This is a genomic window from Propionispora vibrioides, from assembly GCF_900110485.1.
GTDB lineage: Bacteria > Bacillota > Negativicutes > Propionisporales > Propionisporaceae > Propionispora > Propionispora vibrioides.
This window is the reverse complement of record NZ_FODY01000021.1, coordinates 64,563-85,064: the sequence shown is the minus strand read 5'-3', so window position 1 is coordinate 85,064 and position 20,502 is coordinate 64,563. Positions and strand designations below refer to the sequence as shown.

The 20,502-nt window shown below is 46.5% G+C and carries 18 protein-coding genes; all 18 read right to left on the bottom strand.

Annotation, left to right across the window (positions count from 1 at the left end; genetic code table 11):
- Window positions 1-299: 299 nt before the first annotated feature.
- Window positions 300-1,436: a sensor histidine kinase gene (locus BMW43_RS15400; RefSeq protein WP_091749540.1), complete on the bottom strand. Its 1,137-nt coding sequence runs from the start codon at window positions 1,434-1,436 to the stop codon at window positions 300-302.
- A 389-nt stretch (window positions 1,437-1,825) separates the two neighbouring features.
- The gene (gene tkt / locus BMW43_RS15395; protein WP_091749537.1) at window positions 1,826-3,817 is read right to left on the bottom strand and encodes a transketolase; all 1,992 of its coding nucleotides are present in this window, start codon (window positions 3,815-3,817) and stop codon (window positions 1,826-1,828) included.
- Window positions 3,818-4,011: 194 nt separating this feature from the next.
- Window positions 4,012-4,842, bottom strand: coding sequence for an HAD-IIA family hydrolase (locus tag BMW43_RS15390; protein ID WP_245732517.1), 831 nt, complete (start codon window positions 4,840-4,842; stop codon window positions 4,012-4,014).
- A gap of 25 nt (window positions 4,843-4,867) precedes the next feature.
- Window positions 4,868-6,235, bottom strand: a complete 1,368-nt coding sequence (locus tag BMW43_RS15385; protein ID WP_091749533.1) for a sn-glycerol-1-phosphate dehydrogenase — start codon at window positions 6,233-6,235, stop codon at window positions 4,868-4,870.
- A gap of 277 nt (window positions 6,236-6,512) precedes the next feature.
- Window positions 6,513-6,725 (bottom strand): hypothetical protein, encoded by a 213-nt coding sequence (locus BMW43_RS15380; protein ID WP_091749529.1) that lies wholly within the window; start codon window positions 6,723-6,725, stop codon window positions 6,513-6,515.
- Window positions 6,726-6,908: 183 nt separating this feature from the next.
- The gene (locus tag BMW43_RS15375; RefSeq protein ID WP_091749527.1) at window positions 6,909-7,163 is read right to left on the bottom strand and encodes a hypothetical protein; all 255 of its coding nucleotides are present in this window, start codon (window positions 7,161-7,163) and stop codon (window positions 6,909-6,911) included.
- Complete coding sequence (locus tag BMW43_RS15370; RefSeq protein ID WP_091749524.1) at window positions 7,160-7,774, bottom strand: hypothetical protein; 615 nt, start codon at window positions 7,772-7,774, stop codon at window positions 7,160-7,162. Before BMW43_RS15370 ends, BMW43_RS15375 begins: the two co-directional genes overlap by 4 nt.
- 11 nt (window positions 7,775-7,785) lie before the next feature.
- Window positions 7,786-8,346, bottom strand: coding sequence for a peptidoglycan recognition protein family protein (locus tag BMW43_RS15365; protein WP_091749521.1), 561 nt, complete (start codon window positions 8,344-8,346; stop codon window positions 7,786-7,788).
- An 11-nt stretch (window positions 8,347-8,357) separates the two neighbouring features.
- The gene (locus BMW43_RS21225; RefSeq protein WP_177173621.1) at window positions 8,358-8,531 is read right to left on the bottom strand and encodes a hypothetical protein; all 174 of its coding nucleotides are present in this window, start codon (window positions 8,529-8,531) and stop codon (window positions 8,358-8,360) included.
- Between the two features lie 45 nt (window positions 8,532-8,576).
- On the bottom strand, window positions 8,577-9,359 hold the full coding sequence (locus BMW43_RS15360; protein ID WP_091749517.1) for a glycine-rich domain-containing protein: 783 nt from the start codon (window positions 9,357-9,359) through the stop codon (window positions 8,577-8,579).
- 9 nt (window positions 9,360-9,368) lie between these two features.
- Window positions 9,369-10,241: a hypothetical protein gene (locus BMW43_RS15355; protein ID WP_091749515.1), complete on the bottom strand. Its 873-nt coding sequence runs from the start codon at window positions 10,239-10,241 to the stop codon at window positions 9,369-9,371.
- A gap of 21 nt (window positions 10,242-10,262) precedes the next feature.
- Window positions 10,263-15,191: a host specificity factor TipJ family phage tail protein gene (locus tag BMW43_RS15350; protein ID WP_091749512.1), complete on the bottom strand. Its 4,929-nt coding sequence runs from the start codon at window positions 15,189-15,191 to the stop codon at window positions 10,263-10,265.
- Window positions 15,188-15,592: a C40 family peptidase gene (locus tag BMW43_RS15345; RefSeq protein ID WP_091749509.1), complete on the bottom strand. Its 405-nt coding sequence runs from the start codon at window positions 15,590-15,592 to the stop codon at window positions 15,188-15,190. Before BMW43_RS15345 ends, BMW43_RS15350 begins: the two co-directional genes overlap by 4 nt.
- Entirely contained in the window at window positions 15,585-16,202 is a 618-nt protein-coding gene (locus BMW43_RS15340) for a DUF1833 family protein (RefSeq protein WP_091749506.1), read from the bottom strand. The genes BMW43_RS15345 and BMW43_RS15340 overlap by 8 nt, the downstream gene beginning before the upstream one ends.
- 1 nt (window position 16,203) lies before the next feature.
- Window positions 16,204-16,566, bottom strand: coding sequence for a hypothetical protein (locus BMW43_RS15335; protein WP_091749503.1), 363 nt, complete (start codon window positions 16,564-16,566; stop codon window positions 16,204-16,206).
- A gap of 196 nt (window positions 16,567-16,762) precedes the next feature.
- On the bottom strand, window positions 16,763-17,398 hold the full coding sequence (locus BMW43_RS15330; protein ID WP_091749500.1) for a T6SS immunity protein Tdi1 domain-containing protein: 636 nt from the start codon (window positions 17,396-17,398) through the stop codon (window positions 16,763-16,765).
- A 12-nt stretch (window positions 17,399-17,410) separates the two neighbouring features.
- Window positions 17,411-19,369, bottom strand: coding sequence for a hypothetical protein (locus BMW43_RS15325; RefSeq protein WP_091749497.1), 1,959 nt, complete (start codon window positions 19,367-19,369; stop codon window positions 17,411-17,413).
- Window positions 19,370-19,551: 182 nt separating this feature from the next.
- Window positions 19,552-20,496 (bottom strand): phage tail tube protein, encoded by a 945-nt coding sequence (locus tag BMW43_RS15320; RefSeq protein ID WP_091749494.1) that lies wholly within the window; start codon window positions 20,494-20,496, stop codon window positions 19,552-19,554.
- Window positions 20,497-20,502 lie beyond the last annotated feature (6 nt).

Sequence of the window (20,502 nt, the reverse complement as noted above, 5' to 3'; positions counted from 1 at the left end):
GTAACACAAGTCTATTGTGTTACTTTAGCGCCTTAGCAAAAAGAAAGCATAACTTTACCGTTCCAAAGTTATGCTTTCTCTATTCTATTCCGTTAGAGCGTGTCTTCAAGCTACCCGAAACGCCCCCTGACGGCGCTTTTTGCCTTGTCTGGCGCCAAAATTACTCGCCATGGATCATCCGTTAGTTTGAAGACACGCCCTAGAAAACTGTTGATAAGGCAGCTGTCAGACGGAAAATAGCCGTCCGGGCGCGCCGGATAAATAAATCAGTGATTCCCTGAACTGCCCGGTTGTATCCATTAGTTCAGCGGGATTTTGATGATAACCCGGGTCCCTTTGCCTTCTTCCGATTTGATTTCCAACCGTCCCTTTAAGAGGTTAATACGTTCCCGCATGCCAAGAACCCCGAAGCTTTCAACACCAATGGCAGCACTATCCACGTCAAAGCCCCTGCCGTTATCATCGACAATGGCCATAACAAAATCGCGGCGAAACTCGATAAAGACCAGAACCTTGCTGGCTTGAGCATGTTTTTCCACATTATTGACCGCTTCCTGAATAACCCGGAATAAGCCGATTTCAACATAAGGATCAAGGCGTCTTTCCTCACCAATGGTCCGGACTTCACAAATAATATCGCTCCGTTCCTGCATGGTCTCCAAGAATCGCCGCACCGTGGGCAATAATCCCAAATCATCCAAAGTCATGGGCCGCAAATCAAAGATAATCTTCCGGGTTTCTTTCAAACAGCCCCGCACCTGAGTCCTTAAGCTTTTCAGTTCGGTTTTTACCCGTTCCACATCCACATCAATCAACCGCTCACAGACCTCGGCCCGAAAGACCACATTAGCCATAGCCTGGGCCGGACCGTCGTGAATCTCCCGCGCCACCCGCAGGCGTTCTTCTTCCTGGGCTTTGATAATTTTCGCGCCAAAGGCTTGGCTCTGCTGCAGGGTTTCCAGTTGAACGGCCACGCCTTCCATCTGGCTGCCCAGATAACCTAACACCACCCCGACCTGGGAAACTAAATTCTGGGCTTTATCTACCGTCTTTTTCAGCGACCTCAGGCGAATCTCGAGATCATCCCGCTGCCGTTTCAGGTTTTGTTCATGCTCCCTGGCCACCGCCAGCTCTACCTGGATATTCTTGGTCTCGTCATATGTCTTCTTTATATCCTCTTCGGTGTGGATGTGAAAATTGCGGCTTACAGCCATCAGTTTCAGCCGGGCTCTTTTTTCCTTTTGCTCCAGTTCGTCCACGACGAAAATAATATCCACTGTAGCCTGCTTTACCCGTTCCACATCTTTTTTCACAGACTCCATTTCATTCTTCGCGGCCTCATAAATATCAAAAATCTGCAACTTGCTTTGTTCAATGGCGTCTAATGTGTTTTTTACAATTTTATCAAGTATTTTCCCGTCAATTGTATTGTTCATGCTTTCACCCTGTGTTTACCGTTTTCTGTCTTTCTTTAACCGCGCCAGCCGCTCAGCATAGCTCATACCCATCCAGATTCGGTAAACGCGCTTCCATTACCTGCTTGCCGAACATTTTTTCTTTATCTATTTTTTACATTTTTATGAGCCAGCCAGTGGTCCGCCAAGTTTGGAACAGGAAGCTGATAGCGAGGCAGCATTTTATCAGCCAAGGCGGAGGAAAGAGGCCTACCGCCAGTATGCCGACTGACGACAACGACGGAGGACGACATGTTGACCGTCAGCAATTTTTGTTTTCAAGGTTAGTGGACCACTAGACCAAAACAAAAAGATTACTTGCAATGAGTAATCTTTTTGTTTATTCTATCACAGCTATATCAAATCACGCGCTAAACCAGCAGTGCTTTCACCCGGTCTACTACATTTTCCACGGTAAAACCGTATTCCTTAATCAGCCGTTCGCCATTGCCTGACGCTCCGAAGGTGTCAATGGTCAGTACGTCGCCACCGCTGCCGGTATAACGGTGCCAGCCCAGGGACGCTCCCATTTCGATGGCTAACCGAGCCGGTACGTCAGGTAACAGTACGCTCTTTTTGTATTCCAGCGATTGTGCTTCAAAGCGATCCCAGGAGGGAAAACTGATCACGGAAACGGCAATATTTTCCGCCGCCAGTTGCTTCTGTGCCGCCAGCGCCAATTCCACTTCCGAACCGGAAGCCAGGAGCAAAGCCTGTGGATTTTCTGCCGCAGCCAGTACATAAGCGCCTCTAGCCACACCGGCACGGGCAGCTTCCGGTGTCGTCACGTGGGACAAGTCCTGCCGGGAAAGCACCAGAGCCGTAGGCGTCTTCGAGGATTCCAGCGCCAGCTTCCAGGCGGCAGCCGTCTCATTGCCGTCAGCCGGACGAATAACGCTGAGATTAGGCATCGCCCGCAGCGAAGCCAACTGTTCGATCGGTTCGTGCGTCGGGCCGTCTTCGCCGACAGCAATGCTGTCATGAGTAAATACATAGGTAACCGGCAGGCCCATCAAGGCAGCCAGCCGGATAGCCGGCCGCAGGTAATCGGCAAAAACGAAAAAGGTTCCGCCGAAGACCTTAAGTCCCCGGTGTAAAGCCATTCCATTTAGAATGGCGCCCATGGCGAATTCCCTTACACCAAACCAGATGTTGGCGCCCTGGTAGTTTTCGGCGCTGAAATTGCCACCGTTTTTCATTGCCGTCTTGTTGGAGCTGGCCAGATCGGCTGAACCACCAAATAAATAGGAAATCTGATTAGCCAGCGCATTGATGACTTCGCCGGAAGATGACCGGGTTGCCAGCTTTTTCTCGCCTTCATAAACCGGCAGCTGCCGTTCCCAGCCTTCCGGCAATTTACCGGCCATAGCCGTTTCCAATTCACGGCCCAATTCGGGAAACTCCTGTTTGTAACTGGCAAACATGGCCTTCCAGACCGCCTGTTCCTGAATACCCCGTTCTTTTACCGCCTGACCAAAATGTTTGTACACCTTGGAGGGAACATGAAATTCCTCATGAATCCATTGGTAGGCTTGTTTGGTGGCTTTTGCCTCTTCCCGCCCCAACGGTGAACCATGGGCAGCGGAAGTCCCGGCCTTCTTCGGCGAACCGAAGCCAATCACCGTCTTTACTTCAATTAAGGTCGGTTTGTTCAATTCCTTCTTGGCCGCCGTCAACGCCGCGTCGATCGCCGCGATATCATTGCCGTCTTCCACATACAAGACCTGCCAGCCATAGGCCTCAAACCGCTTTTTTACATCCTCGGAAAACGACAGGTTCAGCTTGCCGTCCAGTGAGATATCATTAGAGTCATACAGTACGATCAGTCTTCCCAGCTTTAAATGTCCGGCCAGTGAGGCAGCCTCACCGGAAACCCCTTCCATTAAATCGCCGTCGCCGCAAAGGCTGTAGCTGAAATGATTAATCAGGTCATAGCCCTTTTGGTTGTAGCGGGCTGCCAAATGCCGTTCGGCCATGGCCATGCCTACGGCCATGGGCACGCCCTGTCCCAATGGGCCCGTCGTTGCATCTACCCCCGGTGTATGTCCGTACTCGGGATGTCCGGGCGTTTTACTTTGCCATTGCCGGAAGTTTTTCAAGTCCTCCAGCGTTACGTCATAGCCGGACAAGTGCAGCAGACTGTAGAGCAGGGCCGAGCCATGCCCCGCCGACAATACAAAGCGGTCCCGGTTGAACCAGTCCGGATTAGCCGGGTTGTGAGTCATGTGCTTCGTCCAGAGCGTATACGCCATGGGCGCCGCGCCCATAGGCATCCCGGGATGCCCGGAATTGGCTTTTTCAATGGAGTCAATCGCCAGAGTACGCAGCGTGCTTACCGCTAGCTGCTCAATACCACGATCCATAAACAATCCTCTCCTTTATACCATAATCATGCCCAGCGCCCAAATGCAGTTCAGGTTGCTAACAGCAACATAGTATTAGCAACCTGAACGATAACGTATCTATGTTGTTGATCTGTAAAATTACAGCAACCGCTCTTTGACGGCGCTTTTTGCGCCTAAGATCATTCCGTTAATCTAGAAACAAACCCCAGCAATTAATAGAGTGCGTCAATGACAGGCTGTGCTTCTTTCAACGACTGGAAAATCAAGGTCGGTTTTACCTCCGCCTGCGGTACATCTTCCAGTGTACTTTCACCGGTGAGCACCAGAATGGAAGTCACCTTATTGCCCTTCGCCAAGGCAATATCGGTATACAGCCGGTCACCGACAATAGCAATTTCCTCTTCCTTTAAGCCGGTTTTCTTCAATATATACTCCAGGGTATGAACGGTCGGTTTGCCGAAAAACTCGGGAACCTTGCCGGTAGAAGCGGTAATCAGTGCGCAAATGGAACCGCAGTCAGGAATATAGCCGTCTACCATTGGGCAGTTAAAGTCAGGATTTACACCGTAGAAAGTAGCCCCGTTACGAATAAAGGTACAAGCTTTGGTTAAACGGTCATAGGCCAGGGACGTGTCAAAGCCAACAACCACAATGTCCGGGTTCTCTTCCACCAGTTTTACGCCGGCTTCTTTAAAATCGTTCTGCAAGTATTGGTTACCTAGTACAAATACAGTCTTTTCCGGCATGTTATCCAGCAAGTGCGTAATGATAACATGATTGGAAATAAAAATCTTTTCCTCAGTTACAGGATAACCCATTTTGGTAATACGGTCCACATATACTTTATTATTTTTTGAAGAATTATTAGTGAAGAAGCGGATCATTACATTGTTTTCTTCCAGTTTGTGCAGAAACTCAATGGCCCCGTCCAAAATCTTGCTTTCCAGATAGATGGTCCCGTCCATGTCAAACACAAAGCATTTAATCTTTTTCAGTACTTCCTGGGCATACGCCTTATCCATGGCTTGCTCAATGCTATACATATAGTTATTTTCTTCCTTTACCTGTTTATTTTACGTATTCTGCGGCTTCCTTAGCCAGATCTTCCAAAATAGCTACATCAGACAGCAAGTTAAGAACGCTATAGCGGGGACGAACTTCTTTGGCCATGATAATACCGTTCAGAGCCGTTGCGTCATCAATACCGACTTGACAGGGTTTTACCGGAGCGCCGGCGTTTTCCATAAGCGATCTTACCTTTGCTGCCGACGGTGCTGCTTTGGCAATTTTCATAATCGCTTCATAATTTTCTTTGATCTTTTGAATCCGGGCAATCCGTTTTTCGATAGAATTTCTGCCGTCTTTTTCGCTTAATTTCAAAATTCCCGGTGAAGCCTTACCATACATGGCAATGACTTTTTCCTTCCAGGCTTTTTCATCAAAGGCTTTAGCCACACTAATCGCCTTGTCAAAATCTATTTTGGCCGTAGTCAGAAGTTCATACAGTTTGGCGGTAATGACGCTGGTCATGCCGACTTTGGTGCCATGCAACAAAGCTTCTTTACCGGCAAACAGGAAGGCCATTTCCCAGAAGTGGGCAATATGATGTTCGCAGCCCGAAGCGGGACGGGAGTTACCGACAAAGCTCATGGCGATACCGGTGCGGACCAGACCTTCCATCAAATTCCTGATGGCATCGTCTTCTCTTCTTTTCACGCCTTCCATTTGGGTTACGCATTTTTCAATGGCGTCGCTGGAGATTTTGGCGGTTACCGAGCAATGATATTCACCATTGACAATTTCACTGATCAACCAGTCATTGAGGGCCGAATACTTGCCGATAATATCACCGAAACCGGCCAGGATCATGCTCATGGGCGCTTCCTTCAGGATGTCCACGTCGCCGATAATAACTTTAGGATAATCGGATGTTACACTGGTCTTCAAATTGTCGATAATTAAAGCCGAAGTATCGGAGGCATAGCCGTCCATGGAGGGAGCGGTGGCCACACAAACCGAAGGAACCTTGATCAGCCAGCTAGCGAACTTAACCAAATCATTCAAGCTGCCGGAGCCTACAGTTACAATCACGTCGGTGGTTTTTTCCACCTGCAGCACCAGTTTGCCTACCGCTTCTTCGTTCGGCACCAGATGGCCCTGTGACTGATAGACAAATACCTTATGCTTCAGATTGCTGGCAGTTAAGAGTTCATCCACTTTTTTACCGGCTACGTCAAAGGTATGCGAATCAGCTACAACCAAAGCGTTTTTGCAGCCCATTTCAGCCAATACACCGGGAAGCTTATTAATGGCTCCATTTTCCACAATAATTTTGTCAATGTTAACACTATGGGGTTTACCGCATTGGCATTCCAGCGTGCTTCCCAAAAATTCATTGATTTCCATTTTACCCACATTTTCTAATGTCAAACCCATGAACATCACATCCTAACTTAATATTTGTAGTTTCACGCAAACCAGCCTACAAAGCTTTGGCAAAACCAAAGCCTATAATCTCAATAAAAAGTGCTAACATAATTGACTGCGAATCTTATTTTATCATTTGCAAACATGTTCTTATTCATTATTTTATATTTTTATTTTATTATTGTATGTTATCACTTTTTATTGTATATTATCACTTTTTATTTTATATGATGACGATATTATTTTCAAGTAACCTAGGATATTTTTTTATAGTTTCCTCATCACCCTAACTAAACATACCTTGTTCTAAGCTCTTTGCAAGGAAACAACAACAATAAGGATTTTCGTAAATAACCAAGGTGCCCAGCATGAAGGCCGCTTCGATAACCCGGTTGCTTTTGCCGCCTTCCATGATTTGTTCCACCGCTTTTCGCCCGAATTTGCAACCATTCATCCACATGGTATACATAATCGTAGTCATGATGGAAATTTGCGCCAATACCCACTCCTTTCCACTTGTGCTTTCGCCATTTATATAATGCAACTGGCGTGCCAAGTCACTTGGTCGATGTGTCTCATTTCCCATATGTAAAAAAGTGGGGCTGTCTCGATCGCTTTAAAAAAAGCTATTTCGAGACAGCCCCACTTTACCTACCTTATATGTTCTACATAAGACCATTCATTATGAAATCTTATCCTTTAGCTTTACAGCCAAATGCTTAAGCTCGGCCAACGCCACCACCGACATGGTTTCCAGCGCCGCAATCTCCAGCCTGTCCCTGGCGGCTACCGTAAAGTTAGCGGTGGAATTCATCTCCTCCCGCAGCTTTGCAATCTCCCCGCTAACCCAATTGGTTACAGAAGTACTGCCGGAAGCCACAGCCGTGTCAACAACCGAGCCGGCTATATCGGAGACTACACCGGCAACGCCTGTCATTGATACAATAGAGTATTTGTCGCATCAGTTTTATCTGCCGAACTGTTGCTTATAGTTTCTTCACTCATGGTTAATTCCCCCTTATCGATTTGAAAATAGCGGATCAGATCCATCGGTGTAATACAATCGGCCTCCACACCGGGCAGTACATTGATTCCACCGGCTCTGATAATCCGGGCAGCCGTTTCGGAACAGTTCATCGACCAGGTTCCAATATCAACCGGCAGAACTGTACCGAATAACCGAATCTGCAGCCAGTCACTGAGCTTATTTAACCAAGGCTGCAGCCTGATCCCGGTCAGATCATATATGCCGCCTTCCAGGCAGCCGATATAACTATATAACCGGCCAAGCAGCCTGCGGGCCTCCTGTTCGGCGGCGGCTTCCTCCGGCAGTGCCAGCTTCATCGTTGCAACTGCTTTACCGTCATACTTGTCTGTCGGCGACAATCGCACCCCCGGCACAAACCCTCTTTCCGGTACGCCTAAGGCTTCCACGATCCCCCAGGCGAACTGAACGGCTACATGGCAAAAATCCCCCTGACTAACGGCTTCAATCGTACGATCAATCATACTGACTGGATCTCCCCGGACGAAAATAAGCGTAACCATATTCATCGCTCCTACGAATGATATTGATACCAGATAGCTTTTCCTCTAAGGATATCGCCGCCGGAACCCCATCCATCACCGGTATGCAGTATGGCGATATCCCAACGTTCGCAAGTACTGTTCATACCGTACTTTTCGGTTATATCAAGGCCATCCATATTGTCACCGGCCTCGCCATGGGTCAGAACATGCTGCAAATCAATGGGAATTCCCAGGACACTGGCCAACACACTGATCACCTGTGCCATAGCTTCCATCTGTGCAGCCGTCGGCGGTTCGTTCCCCAAGTCTTTCGTTGTGGCGCCATAACAGCAAGCTAGTGCCATTCCCACACTGCCCGTATTTCTCCGCCAGGTATGGGCTAATACGGCGCTCAGATCTTCCGTGCTGACATACACACTGCCATCCCGGTCAATATTGATATGATAATCGTCAAAAAACTGCCCATAATGACCGGCAGACCAGTGCAGATATAATTTCACCTCGCGATTCAGGCTGCAAGCCTTTTGCCAAAGCGAGGCCTTGCTGTCTAAGGCAAGCTGTCTTAACTCTTCCAGTGTTACCCCTTTCATATCCATTCCCCCTATTTGTGAAGCACACCATAAACGGCTATCGCGGTAGTAGCCAGCCATGCCAGCAGTCCAGCCAAACTGATTTTGTTTTTTTCCCGCTCCTCCAGCAAGGTTTCTACTCTGGCCAGCCGTTCACTTACATCATCAAGCTTATTAATTAACCGGGCAACACCTTCATCTCCCACAGCCCTGTCTCCTTTTTCGTATAGGTATATTTCATAGGGGATAGCCTATTGTATCCCAATGCCCCATTCAATCTTAACCATACCATTTACCCCTGCTGTGGCCTTAGCTCCCCCATATCCCGCCGGTTCTCCACCGTTTCCACCTTTCCCGTATGGTGCATATGGAGCGGGAGGAACCCCGCCGGTGCCACCTTTCATCGGCAATTGGTTGATATCTCCTTTTGTCCCATTAACACCACCTATTCCACCATCAGTGTTTGAGCCGCGACTACCAGTCTGGCCACCATTAACGGACACAATATTACCAACCGAACTGCTTTTTCCATATGTCTGCTTATAGTTACTATTTATACCGGCTCCTGCGCCAACAGTTACTATATAGGAAGTATTTGGGGTCACATCATATATCCCTGTTGAAAAATATCCACTTCCACCACCGCCGCCACAGGAATAATTAGGATCTATATACCCCTCTTTGTTATCCTCCTCCCAATAATCATCGGCGGCACCGCCACCGCCGACTAAGGTAATTTTGATTTTTGTGACTCCACCTGATGTGGTAAAAGTATAAGTTCCGGCTACTGTATAGGATATGCTACCATATGGCGGTGTTGCCTGGGTTAGAACAGCATACACAGAACTACTCTTTCTAATTCGCAGTGGACTGGCATTTGCATCTGTTGTACTACCTAACTTTGCGTATACTATATTTCCATTAATATTTAAAATTACATAATCACTACCGACTTCACTTGTGGTTGTGTATAAACAAATATCTGTAATAATGTTGTTTTTTCTAATGTGTAATTTTTTTGTATAAGTAGCCATTTTCCCCTCCTACGCTATCCAAATATTCCCGCCAACATCTGAATTAGGGATATTGTAGGCAGTTGTTGCTGTTGCAGCCTTTCCTGCAATATCAGTTTGAGCAGGATGAACATGATCACCCCGTGCATATAACCCATTATCGGTACCAACTGCCGCCGTTCCTGCAGCAGCAGGCGTATCAGTGGATGCCTTGGCGTGCCCATAGCTTGATGCCGTTGCTATTCCATAAGTCGTACTAGTAGATGCATGTGAAATGGGTGCTTTCGTGGAATCAACTATAGCTATATCGCTACCTCCATCAAACGCCACACCATTTATAGCTCGTACGGTTGCTAGTTTTGTTGCGGTTGCCGCATTTCCCGTACAAGCTGCTGCGATAGTCGCCGTGGTAGCTGACGGAACTGTCCCTGACACTGCAATCGTTACTCGGTCATTGGTTGCGTCTGATGTAAGCGATATGTTTGCCCCGGCGGTAATTTCCAAAGTATCTGCTACACTGTCTGCTTGTATGGTAGTACTACCCACCAGCACACTAGAAAAAGCGTTCTGATTAACTTCCGCCCCAGTCGCGATGGCATTCAGTTTTGCTTTGTCGGTATTTGACATAAAACCGTTTGACGAATCAGTAGCAACAGCATGGATATGCGCAGCACTCGCGAAGGCAGCAGCATCCAGCCCGTCCAGTTTATCGGCATTCAGTCCTGAATTGACCACCCCGTTAGATAGCGGAATATTGCCTCCGGAATTGCCTGGTGCAAGGCCGGCCAATGTACCGGCATCAACGATTTGGTCCTCCTTTAAGGCCCGGAAATTCTCACGGATATCCGCCGGACCTGACGCGATATACTCATCATCCATTGGCAGTTTTTCATTATAAGACATATCATCACCTCATAAAAATATTTAGTATCCCCTGATCAGTAGATCCACCGTTCCACCGACATCGTTGTTGGAAGAGTCTTTTACTTTAATGGTTGCTCCTGTGGTATTTTTTTCTATCACCTGTGCATGCAGGTCCTCGCCAACTGCGGTAGGTGTCACTACCGGAACTGTGTAAAAAGTCCGCCCATACGGTATTGTAGTTCCACCGGCAGCTATATCAGCCGTGACACACAGCTCGCTCTCCGGCACATCCACTGAAATAACCAGATGGTTAACTTCCGGCGTTTTAGCGATATCCGTAGTAGCCAGCAGGACCCGGAATTCCAGATAGCGGAACGTGGCCTGAACAGTGGTAAAGTCCTGCCACTCAGTAAATGCACTGCCATCCCGGCTTGTTCTGTACTGCAATGTTGCAGAGGTCCCCGGCACCATGAACACAGAAGAAACAAAATACGACGTTATATTAGCTGTCAGCGTTTGCCCAATATCCAGTTGTTTACAAGTATATGTACCACTAGAACAGTACTCTGAATCATTTTTCGCCAAAGTCAGCACGGTGGAACCGCCAATTTCACTAAACCGCGTCGTCGGATAGTCGCTAAATTTACCACCTAGATTGCTAAACTTGTATTGCGAGGTCTGAAAGGCAGTATTGTCGTGCGTCCCGGATTGCAGTGCAAACTCATCGAAGGCTTCGATCACATTTCTTGCCGGCAAGTCGTCCACCAGAACATTAGCATTGGCCGCTGTTATGCTGTAAAAGCCGCCTTTATTGATGGCTTTTATGTGATACCGGTACATTCGTTCGGTGTCAACCATATACTTATAGCTAGTTGTCGTCTGCCCTGTTACTACCAGGGAACCACCACTAAAACCTGATCCTTCCCGGATTTCATACCCGGTCACATCGGTCTCAACCGCTTTGTCCCAGTAGAGTTCCACGTAAGCCCCATTTTGGTATACCCGAAAATTGCTGATCGCTGCCGGTTCCACCGTACAATACAGTGTAGCTACAGTCTCATCGGAGTAAAACTTAGCCACATTCATCGCTTTTATTAATATTTTCACCGCCCCACTGGCCCGTACCGTATAAGTACAGCTTGTTTCCTGCGTGGTTGCAATGGGAACAGCTTCCTCCCAGGAACTTCCTACGCGTACGTCATAATAAGCCAGGTCACTTTCCAGTATGCCTGTCCAGGCAATGTTCAGCACCGACGTATCTGTAGCCGACTGGGTTACCACCAGATTGGTCACCGGATCAGGATGGAGATTGAATATGCCGCTGACCTGAGCCGGATATTGACTCTCGTTTCCGGCCAGGGTAACCGCCTTAATTAAAAAAGTTTGCTCCGTTTCCTCAGTGACCGACGTTTCAAAACGGGTGCCGGTAATCCGTGTTGCCAAAACAGAAGCTGTTTCCCATGCCGTTCCTGCCTTAATGATGTAGTACGCCACATCCAGTTCTGCCGGTGCAGCCCAGGTTAGAATCACCTTTGTCCGGTCAGTACCGGATTGCTGTACGGTCAGTCCGTTCACATCCTCTGCCGCTATAGTTACTGCGAGGCTGCAGTTTGTGGTTTTGGAGACATATCCAGCTATCGTAACAGCCTGCACGGCAAACATATAGGTCACATCTTCCCTCGCCTCATAGCGGTAAGTAAGCTCTTTAGTCATATAGGCGCCATCCTTGGTTGTTACCCGATAGCCGGCAATATCTTCTCCCTTTACCGCGTCCCAGGTTAAAAGAATCATGCTTTTATCTTTTGCGCTTTGAACAGCCGTAAGCTGGGAAACCGCATCCGGCTTCAAGACCACCTGCAGTGCAGCTTCGGCTGCGTTTTTGCTGTAATAGCCGCTGGAATTAACCGCTTTGATAAAGAAATAGGTATAACCCTCTACTGCAAGCTGATAACTAAAACTGGTGGCTTTAAGCTGACTGGCAATAACTTGGGCCGAATCCCAGTCCTCCTTATCGCTCATGCGAATTTCATAATGGGATAAACCGGCATCAGCATTTGCCTTCCAGGTCATATCCACGTAACTACGATCAGATAAACGCTGATTGATAACGAATCCCTGCACAACGGATGGCTCCACCGTCACCTGCACTGTTGCTGCAGCGGCAACGACAGACTCATTGCCCGAGTTATCCACTGCCGTAACCGAAAAGGTATAGGCACGACTTTCAGTTGCCGCGTAGGAATAGGTGGTAATCTGCGCCAGATTTTCCAGGACTGTCGCCCCTTCTCTGATCCGGTAGCCAGCCAAATCAATATCGGCTACCGCCGGCCACGACAGCTTAACCTTAGTTACATCGACAACATCAAGCGAGGCGGCTAAGCCGGCCACATCCGTTGGCGGCAGGTCTTTGCCGGCTACATAGATCGACGCCTGTACCCCTTTGGATACAACACCAAAACTATTGATAGTGCAAACCTTCACCAAATATGTGGTTGCCGTTTTCACACCGGAAATAGTCGTACTTTGCGTAATCAGGCCAGTACGCCACTCGGTCCAAGTGGAACCGTTGTCGTCGCTGTAGAGGACCTTATAGCTACTAATTGCCGTAGTACGAGGAATATTCCAGGAAACATTGAGGTTAGATATCATAGTTCCATCCTTTTGCCGGTACGTTTCTTCGGCAACGCTGACCTGTCTAACCTCGACCGTTGTATCCAGCGCACTATAGTTGATGTCCGGTATGTCCGCTGTTTCCTTATAAATGTCTTCAATATATTCCAGGCAGGTAATTTTACGCCGTAAATCCTGATCCCGGCTAATATTAAGTACCTGGAAGGGCTTGACCACCTTGTTCGTTTCCCCGAAGCTATAGAGATCCCACTTCATAGGAACTGTTGACAACGGACTAGCCAGGGTAATGACATTAGTAACCGTTTCCTCTGTTACTCCTTGTACCGCTACCGTCACCAGGCTTTGCACTTCCTGGCTGGTCCGTGCCGCCGGATTGGTAACTTGGAGAGCCACCGCATATGATTTTCCTGGTTCCAAAGTGACTTCCCGGTCGAGTGTCAGGGTAGTCTTCGTCGCCTCAAGCAAACGCCCGGAAAAGCCCCACTGCGGCACATCATGAGCCAATAGTACCACATCATTAATCTGACAGGCGATGGCATCAATGTCTGCACTATGTTCCACCGTCCGTACCAGATGTTGATTAAGCCGCAGCCGGTATTTGGCTTCCCGGTAAGCTTGTTCAACCGTAGTAGCACCATCTAGCGTAATCTGGGTAATGTTCGGCCCGTCCGCCTTCTCATAATCGTCGGCGTAAACCGTAATGATTTCCTTCTCATAAGCCTTGTTTTTATTGGAGAAAGACACTTCGATCGCATTGGCCCGGTCCTTTAGGCTGACGAAAGTTTCCTTAAACTTGTCGGTCAGAATATTACCCACCGTGAACAGTTGCACTGGCTCACCGGGTGCGTCGCAGACGCAGCCGAACTTGGTGCCCCGCATGATCACTTTACCCCGTCCAACCCCTTCCGGCTTCTGTAGTAACGACCAAAGGTCGTTTGCCGTATCGAAAATATAATCAAATGTCAGCTTCCGGTCATCGCAAAAAGCTGCCCACCGGACAAAATCCTGATACATGGCCCGCGCTGCCGGGGCCCCCTGCACCACAAACTCGTTATTACCGGTATGGATATTTTTGATCTGTCGGCAACGGTGTATCATATCATAAGCTGCCCAGGCCGGATTGCTGGCCGCCTTCTGTTCGTAGGCATTGCTTTCCGGATTCCACACCCAGACCTGGCTGCGCGTCTGCAGCCAGGTCACAACCGGTGTTCCGCCGCTCAATTGACTGGTAGCTAGCGCTTTAATGCCGATCAGCACTTTGCCGGGACGGGCAAAATCGTCATACATAATGCTTGATAATTGAGACCAATAGACCCTGGTGGAGTGCCGGGTGGTGGTGCCGCTTTTGGCGGTGCACTGGGCTCTCACCTCATACTGGGCGGCACTAAGATGATCCAAGCGATACGTACGGAAAAATTCGGTATTCTTAGCTGCCGTAATAACCGCAGTCGTAAAATCATTCCAATTCGTATCTCCAACCTTGCGGTACTGTAGCTTTACCGTAACCGAGGCATTGCCCAGACTGCTGTTGTCATTGATGTAATACAAGCCGCCAGGAAATTGCAACGTGACTTCCAGCCCTTGCACGGCATTCCCTTCCGTCTGCTGTGTAGCCCAAGTATTATCAGCGTTCAATTCGTAGGCCAATGGCTGATCATCATAGGTATCATTAAAGTTGGCAATGGCCGACTGGTCATTCGCACCCAACCGGGTTTCAACAACTACATCCTTGTAGTAGGAAACAGGATTGTCGTTAATGCGAATGTCACTGATGCTGTCAATCGGTCCTTCGCCGCCGCATAGTAAAATATTCATGTATTGCTCCTCATCATTACTGGATATATGCTGGGCCAGTATCTGTCCTGCTGTCCGCATCGTGCCATACGTAACGGCCAGGGCATTGCCCTGGCCGGACTGAGACTGTGCGTTACTCCAGTTGTAGGAGGAATTGGTTTGGACTGTAGCCTGGTCCGCTTTTGCCGGTGGAAACCAGTGATTCAGCAACATACCGCCAGCAATACCAATAGCTCCCGCCGCCATATTGGCCCAGAACTTTCCACCCCATGTCTTCGCTAATGATCCTGTTGCATACCCTAATGCTAATGTTCCAATCATCCGGAACCAGTCCTTGCCGCTTTTACCTACCACCGGGCAGACGGCCAGCCAGTCACCGGAGGTTACCTGCTGTGTTTGGATATTTTCAACAATATCACCATTTGCACTGACAATATACTCCTCCAGCCCCATCACATAAGGCTGAATGTACTCATACACTGTTTTGCCAGGAACATATTCGCAGGTATGTAGTTCCTTTTCATTATAGTTAAAAGGATTTTTAAGAATCGTTAGGCTAATCATGGCAACACCTCCGGTACATAGAAGCCTTCAATCCGCTTGACCCAGGCCGGACTGTCGATACGATCAATGTTAACGCCGACCCCTTTGCGAGTGTGAATAAACCGGCCGTTACCGATGTACACCCCGGTATGATCACAGTAAACGGCAAACCGGATAACAACAAGCGCAGGAACCGGAATTTCCCCGGTACACCTGCGCCAATGCGGTCTTTGTTCGTTTACTTTATGAGAAATCAAGCTGGCCTCTTCACAGGATATCTTGTAGTCCGGCAATTTCACGCCATGGCGCCGAAAAACCTCTGTCGACAACCCCCAGCAATCCAGCCCGACAGCCGGATCCCGTCCGCCATCGACAAAAGGAAGACCGATGAGATCGGTAAAAACTCCATTCATGCTATGCATAGAGGCCTCCTTCGGGAATACTGGGCTCACCGCCATAGCGAACCGAATTACCTCGCAAGCGGCAAGCTTGCAGCGTTCCGTCGCACTCTGCCAACGACCCGTTATAGCCGCACTCTATCCCCTTGTATTGATCACGCCAGGCGCAGAAATTTTTTAGCACTCGCCTGGGAGGAAAACGCCGTTGAATAGATATTTCACAACCAAGATAGAAGGTGATCCATTGACTGTCACAAGTCGTCGACTGCACAGTAAAGACCTCTTCCAGTTCCGGTGAAGCATTGTCCAGGTGCTGGGAATGAACCACTCTCAGAATAACTGTCGTACCGGTCAGACCACTATTAGCCTCCACATAGGCCTGGACGGTTTGCGTCATATTCGAAATCTGGAGCGGAATGGATTGCGGTTTGCCTTTATTGTCTTCAGTGATATCACCCAGTTTAAAATTAAAGGCTGTCCAGGCATGGCCACTCCAGCTAATGTCTTCGTTATTGCGGACCAGCCGCAGCGACTCAGGCGAATCGGGCAGCATCACCTCCACCAGCAAGAGCCACACGCCGTCACTGGACAATTGACTTTTCTCCAGCATACCGGCTACCGATAAGTTCAGCATATTACACCTCCTGCAGTGTTACGGCGCCGGAATAATAGCCCGGCGCCGCCAAATCAAAACTAATATCCTCACTTTTAAAACGAACAGAAAACAGCTTGCCGGCATACGGATCACCGGCCACTGCCGGATAACACCAATCAAAGACCAAGCCGCCACCATACACCGTATTGCGGTAGAAATCACGCAAGATTGTGTAATCAGCGGCCGGCAACGCCGTCCATTTCAAAGTAAACATCTGCGGCACCCTGGTAAACCTGGGCCGGGACAGAACCATCCCATTTTCCATCTCAGCTTGTAAAGATGGGTCCTTGATCTTGGTGGTAAACGGATAGACCGGCTGTTGAATATCGGGAAATTGTGCCATACTGCTACCTCCTTAGTTTTTATATTGGGAAAAGAAATCCCAATGGAAATGGCAGCACTTAAAATGCTGCCATTTCACAATTATTACTTTATTTCCGAGTTTCCGAAGCATAATTCCATTGACTTCACACGTTCTTTATTGAATATATCCTTATAATTATCGTATATCGCGACACCAAGTCTTCCTGCCTAATTACTTAAGATATGATTATATCCTCCATTTTCGTTCCTGATGGCAAATTACGTACTTTATTTAGTAATTGTCCACATATTTCCCAGTACACTTCCATATCATTCATTTCTAAATTTACTAAAGAGTCTTCTCCACCTAGAAAAAGAGGTACTTTGTATCCAATACATTTATTGGGCAATAGAATTCCCTCATTTTGCTCTTTCCATTGCTTAAAAAATTCTGTCGCTAATACAGCCTCTTGATACTCAACTAATTCCTCTTCATGAAAGGACATAAAAGTTGCGGGTATCTCAAGAGCCTCCCCTGTCCCTGGCTCTAACATAAGAATTAACGGTTCATTCTTGTCTAATCTTCCAAAATCTATTGCAAAATGACGACCTAACCAGTCATACGAAAAACATATAATATTTTTTGAGACTTCAGGAAAAGCACTCTTTATAATTGCATTCCATTTCGCAATTTGATCTGTCTTATGAATTCTATATAAACCTTCTTTGAATGTTTCGCCCGAATACTGTCGTAAAAATTCTATTGCGCCATTTGATTTATTAAAATACATCTCCAATTCTTCACTAAGCAAAATGGGTTCTTCATTCTTCACATTGACTTTAAATTCACTACAAAATTTTTCAAACATCATTTTTATATCATCCTAATCATCAATATTAAACTTATCAATTTTGGTTCCATTGAGAAAGTCTTTTATCTGATTATTTATTTGCTTACCTAAGCTTCGATTAACGCTATTGTCAAGTGTCCACATATTACTTACCTCATCTACTCCCCCTAGCTGTAAATCCAGTTTGTGATCAACATCCGAATTTTTAGGTACTGAATCAACACCATTAGCTTTCTTATATCTCGAAGAGGCGGATGTACCACCTCTTTGTGGGTTTGTTTTAACTGCATTCGAATTATTTAGAAATTCAGTTTTTGCATCAGCCTCTGCTCGCTGCTCTTTTGTCCATCCCTTTTTATATTTTAAATTTACAACAACAGAATCATTTTTATTTGATTCCTGAAAATTCGATGGACTAGAATCATTTTCCTTCGAACTACTAAAAAAAATATTATTAGGAATGTTTTTCGCAGCAACTCTAGCTATTGTTGCCCCCTCAACAAATTCACTACTCAACGCCGGTCCACGTCCTGGAATTATTGGAGGCGCGGTCTCTATTACTTTTGCAGCAGCGCCAGCCAATTCCCCCATCGCATTATTTGACAGATTCCAACCAAATTTATATGCATTGCTCCTATCACTATATGCGCCATCAGCTCCTGCCAGCCCATGCAAATACCCCATTGCAAAATCATAATAAGGGATGTTTCTCAACTTTTCTAGTCCTTCAAAATACTTATTATACCCCTCCTCAATATCCAATTGAATTTGAGATGGTGTTCCAGTATGGTCAGTAAACATCCCATCACTAAACTCTATCTTAATATCTGAATTCAGCGTATTATTTCTGAGCAGTATCTCAGGATCAGCAAACATGCTATGAGAAGGATCTACAGCACCGACCACGCCAATCGAATTTAAATCTCGTTCTATTGTCTCATTACGCGCTGTTATTATTTCATTTATTTTCCCGTCAACATCTAAATTCGATTGTCTAAATGCATTTAGCACTCCATGGCTTTCATAATAATTTATTTTTTGTTGTAATTCATATAAATTTCTACTAGCCTTTAAATCAGAAAGTGTATTATTAAATCTATCATTCCACTCCTGTATCCTTCTTGCATATTCTGCAGATGCCTGCTCATTAGTAAATCCAGGATTTTCCTCCTTTATTATCAGGATATCTTGTTCATATATTTCGGCATTGCTTAGGGCTATCGACCCCATGCCTTGTCTCTCTCTAATATCCTTTATATCTTTTGCTACAGAAATTCCTGATGCTTCATACTTTTTTAATTCTTCAGTATGTGCTTTAATTAACGCTTCTCTTTCTTCCGGAGTTCTACAATGGGCAATTTGGTCTCTAAGATCAAGATAATTATTTTTCCATATCGTCTCACCTACTAACACTTTTTGCTGCTCCTCATCCAACTCCGGGTGGTCATTTCTTACTTGTTGTACTAGTGCAGCATAGTATTCTTCCCCTGAGATAACCGGTCTTATTGGTAATGAAGAAATATACCAATCACCGTCTGAATTACGAAAATACGGAACTCCATTATTACTATAGACCACGTGATCTTCATATCCGTATTTTCGTAATAGCCAATCTCCTTTAGTACCCGCTGTAGTTGTATAATAGTCATTTCCTAAAATCCGAACAAATAAATTCCCTTTTTCATCCGATACAACGGAGTCATCCTTATATAGATGATATAATAAATTTCCACGGGTTTCCTGAGTCGGTAGCCAAGCAGAATTCCATGAAGTATTTCCACTGCCAGATTGACTGCTTTTTGAATCTGGATATATATAATTTACCACTGCATTTTTAGTATAAGTAGCCTCATTTACTATTGCATTTTTAGCGTAGGTGGCCTCATTTACTATTACATTCTTAGCGTAAGTAGCCTCATTTACTACTATATTCTCAAGCTTATCTTTTCCTTCTTTATATGCAGCTCCTACATCCCAATCAAATATTTTCATTACATCATTCTTCCTTAAATCATCAGTTTTAGTACAAACTATTTAAAAACCATTGTGATTTTCAAGTTATTTAAAATAAAAAGTTCCAAGTAAAATTTAGTTATTTTAGATAAATCAACCTTTAAAACATTTTACGCATCGTTATTAAGAAACGATGCGTAAAGTGTTTTAATTTTATTTAATTACGATATTGCATAACTATTAACTAGTGTTGCCACCAAAATACTGCCGCCAGCACCGCTGCTGTAAAAGGCCTTAAAGGGAAGATTAATGATAATGCCCTTCTCATCCTCAATGCCAGGCGAGGTTTGTTGAAGAACCACTTCCTCCATAAAAAAGCCTAAGCTATGGGTTCCGTTGGTAAATTTGAAGTTCAATGATGTCTTGGTATTGTTAATTGCCTTATTCAGCAACACTGCATCCTCAAAGAAAGCCTTGATATTGCCGGAGACCTGTAGGGTTCCTTCCGGTAAGGCGGTGCGGCAGCCGCCGCTGCCAATGGCGTAGCTATTGCCATCCAGGCCAAAATCGACCTGCAGGTTGGCTTCGGTCACGATAGCCAGCGGCGCGCCTCCTTCTTCCAGCGAGCCTTGAAAGTTATTGTATTTTACGAGCGGGACTTCCGTCAGGTTTGCGGTAAACGGAGTCGTATTAACCGTTCTTTGGGCACCCAACAGTTCCATTTGAGCCGTTAGTTCGGTATCCCCGCCATAAGTAAAGGAGAATTTGTTAATTTTGCAGCCGTTAAACGTTTCATAGGTCGCAATATCCGGATATTGCTGTTCCAGTACCAGCGAAGGTTGTCCGTCAGTTACTTTAAAAACATGGGTATAGGGATCACCGGAGCCGGTAGTTGCCGGACTGCCAAACATGGCCGCCAGCCAATAGCCGATGCCGATTTGATCCACCGGCAGCGTAATGCTGCCGGACACATCAATATTTCCAATGGCCGGCTGTTCCTTGTCACGGCGCCCGCGAATTGTGCTGGATTCAATTAGATTTTGTTTAATGCCGATTTTCGACTGATTAAAAGGCATATTATACCCTTTAACATCTGCTGGTGTCGTGCCGTATGCGGCCTCGTACCCTAGGGCTAATTGTGAATGATATCCTTTTGCTCTTGTCATGTTATA

Excerpts from the sequence above, each read along its gene's own strand:
- BMW43_RS15400 (WP_091749540.1), bottom strand. The coding sequence starts at position 1,436 with ATGAACAATACAATTGACGGGAAAATACTTGATAAAATTGTAAAAAAC.
- tkt (WP_091749537.1), bottom strand. The coding sequence starts at position 3,817 with ATGGATCGTGGTATTGAGCAGCTAGCGGTAAGCACGCTGCGTACTCTG.
- BMW43_RS15390 (WP_245732517.1), bottom strand. The coding sequence starts at position 4,842 with ATGTATAGCATTGAGCAAGCCATGGATAAGGCGTATGCCCAGGAAGTA.
- BMW43_RS15385 (WP_091749533.1), bottom strand. The coding sequence starts at position 6,235 with ATGGGTTTGACATTAGAAAATGTGGGTAAAATGGAAATCAATGAATTT.
- BMW43_RS15375 (WP_091749527.1), bottom strand. The coding sequence starts at position 7,163 with ATGACAGGCGTTGCCGGTGTAGTCTCCGATATAGCCGGCTCGGTTGTT.
- BMW43_RS15370 (WP_091749524.1), bottom strand. The coding sequence starts at position 7,774 with ATGGTTACGCTTATTTTCGTCCGGGGAGATCCAGTCAGTATGATTGAT.
- BMW43_RS15365 (WP_091749521.1), bottom strand. The coding sequence starts at position 8,346 with ATGAAAGGGGTAACACTGGAAGAGTTAAGACAGCTTGCCTTAGACAGC.
- BMW43_RS15360 (WP_091749517.1), bottom strand. The coding sequence starts at position 9,359 with ATGGCTACTTATACAAAAAAATTACACATTAGAAAAAACAACATTATT.
- BMW43_RS15355 (WP_091749515.1), bottom strand. The coding sequence starts at position 10,241 with ATGTCTTATAATGAAAAACTGCCAATGGATGATGAGTATATCGCGTCA.
- BMW43_RS15350 (WP_091749512.1), bottom strand. The coding sequence starts at position 15,191 with ATGATTAGCCTAACGATTCTTAAAAATCCTTTTAACTATAATGAAAAG.
- BMW43_RS15345 (WP_091749509.1), bottom strand. The coding sequence starts at position 15,592 with ATGCATAGCATGAATGGAGTTTTTACCGATCTCATCGGTCTTCCTTTT.
- BMW43_RS15340 (WP_091749506.1), bottom strand. The coding sequence starts at position 16,202 with ATGCTGAACTTATCGGTAGCCGGTATGCTGGAGAAAAGTCAATTGTCC.
- BMW43_RS15335 (WP_091749503.1), bottom strand. The coding sequence starts at position 16,566 with ATGGCACAATTTCCCGATATTCAACAGCCGGTCTATCCGTTTACCACC.
- BMW43_RS15330 (WP_091749500.1), bottom strand. The coding sequence starts at position 17,398 with ATGATGTTTGAAAAATTTTGTAGTGAATTTAAAGTCAATGTGAAGAAT.
- BMW43_RS15325 (WP_091749497.1), bottom strand. The coding sequence starts at position 19,369 with ATGAAAATATTTGATTGGGATGTAGGAGCTGCATATAAAGAAGGAAAA.
- BMW43_RS15320 (WP_091749494.1), bottom strand. The coding sequence starts at position 20,496 with ATGACAAGAGCAAAAGGATATCATTCACAATTAGCCCTAGGGTACGAG.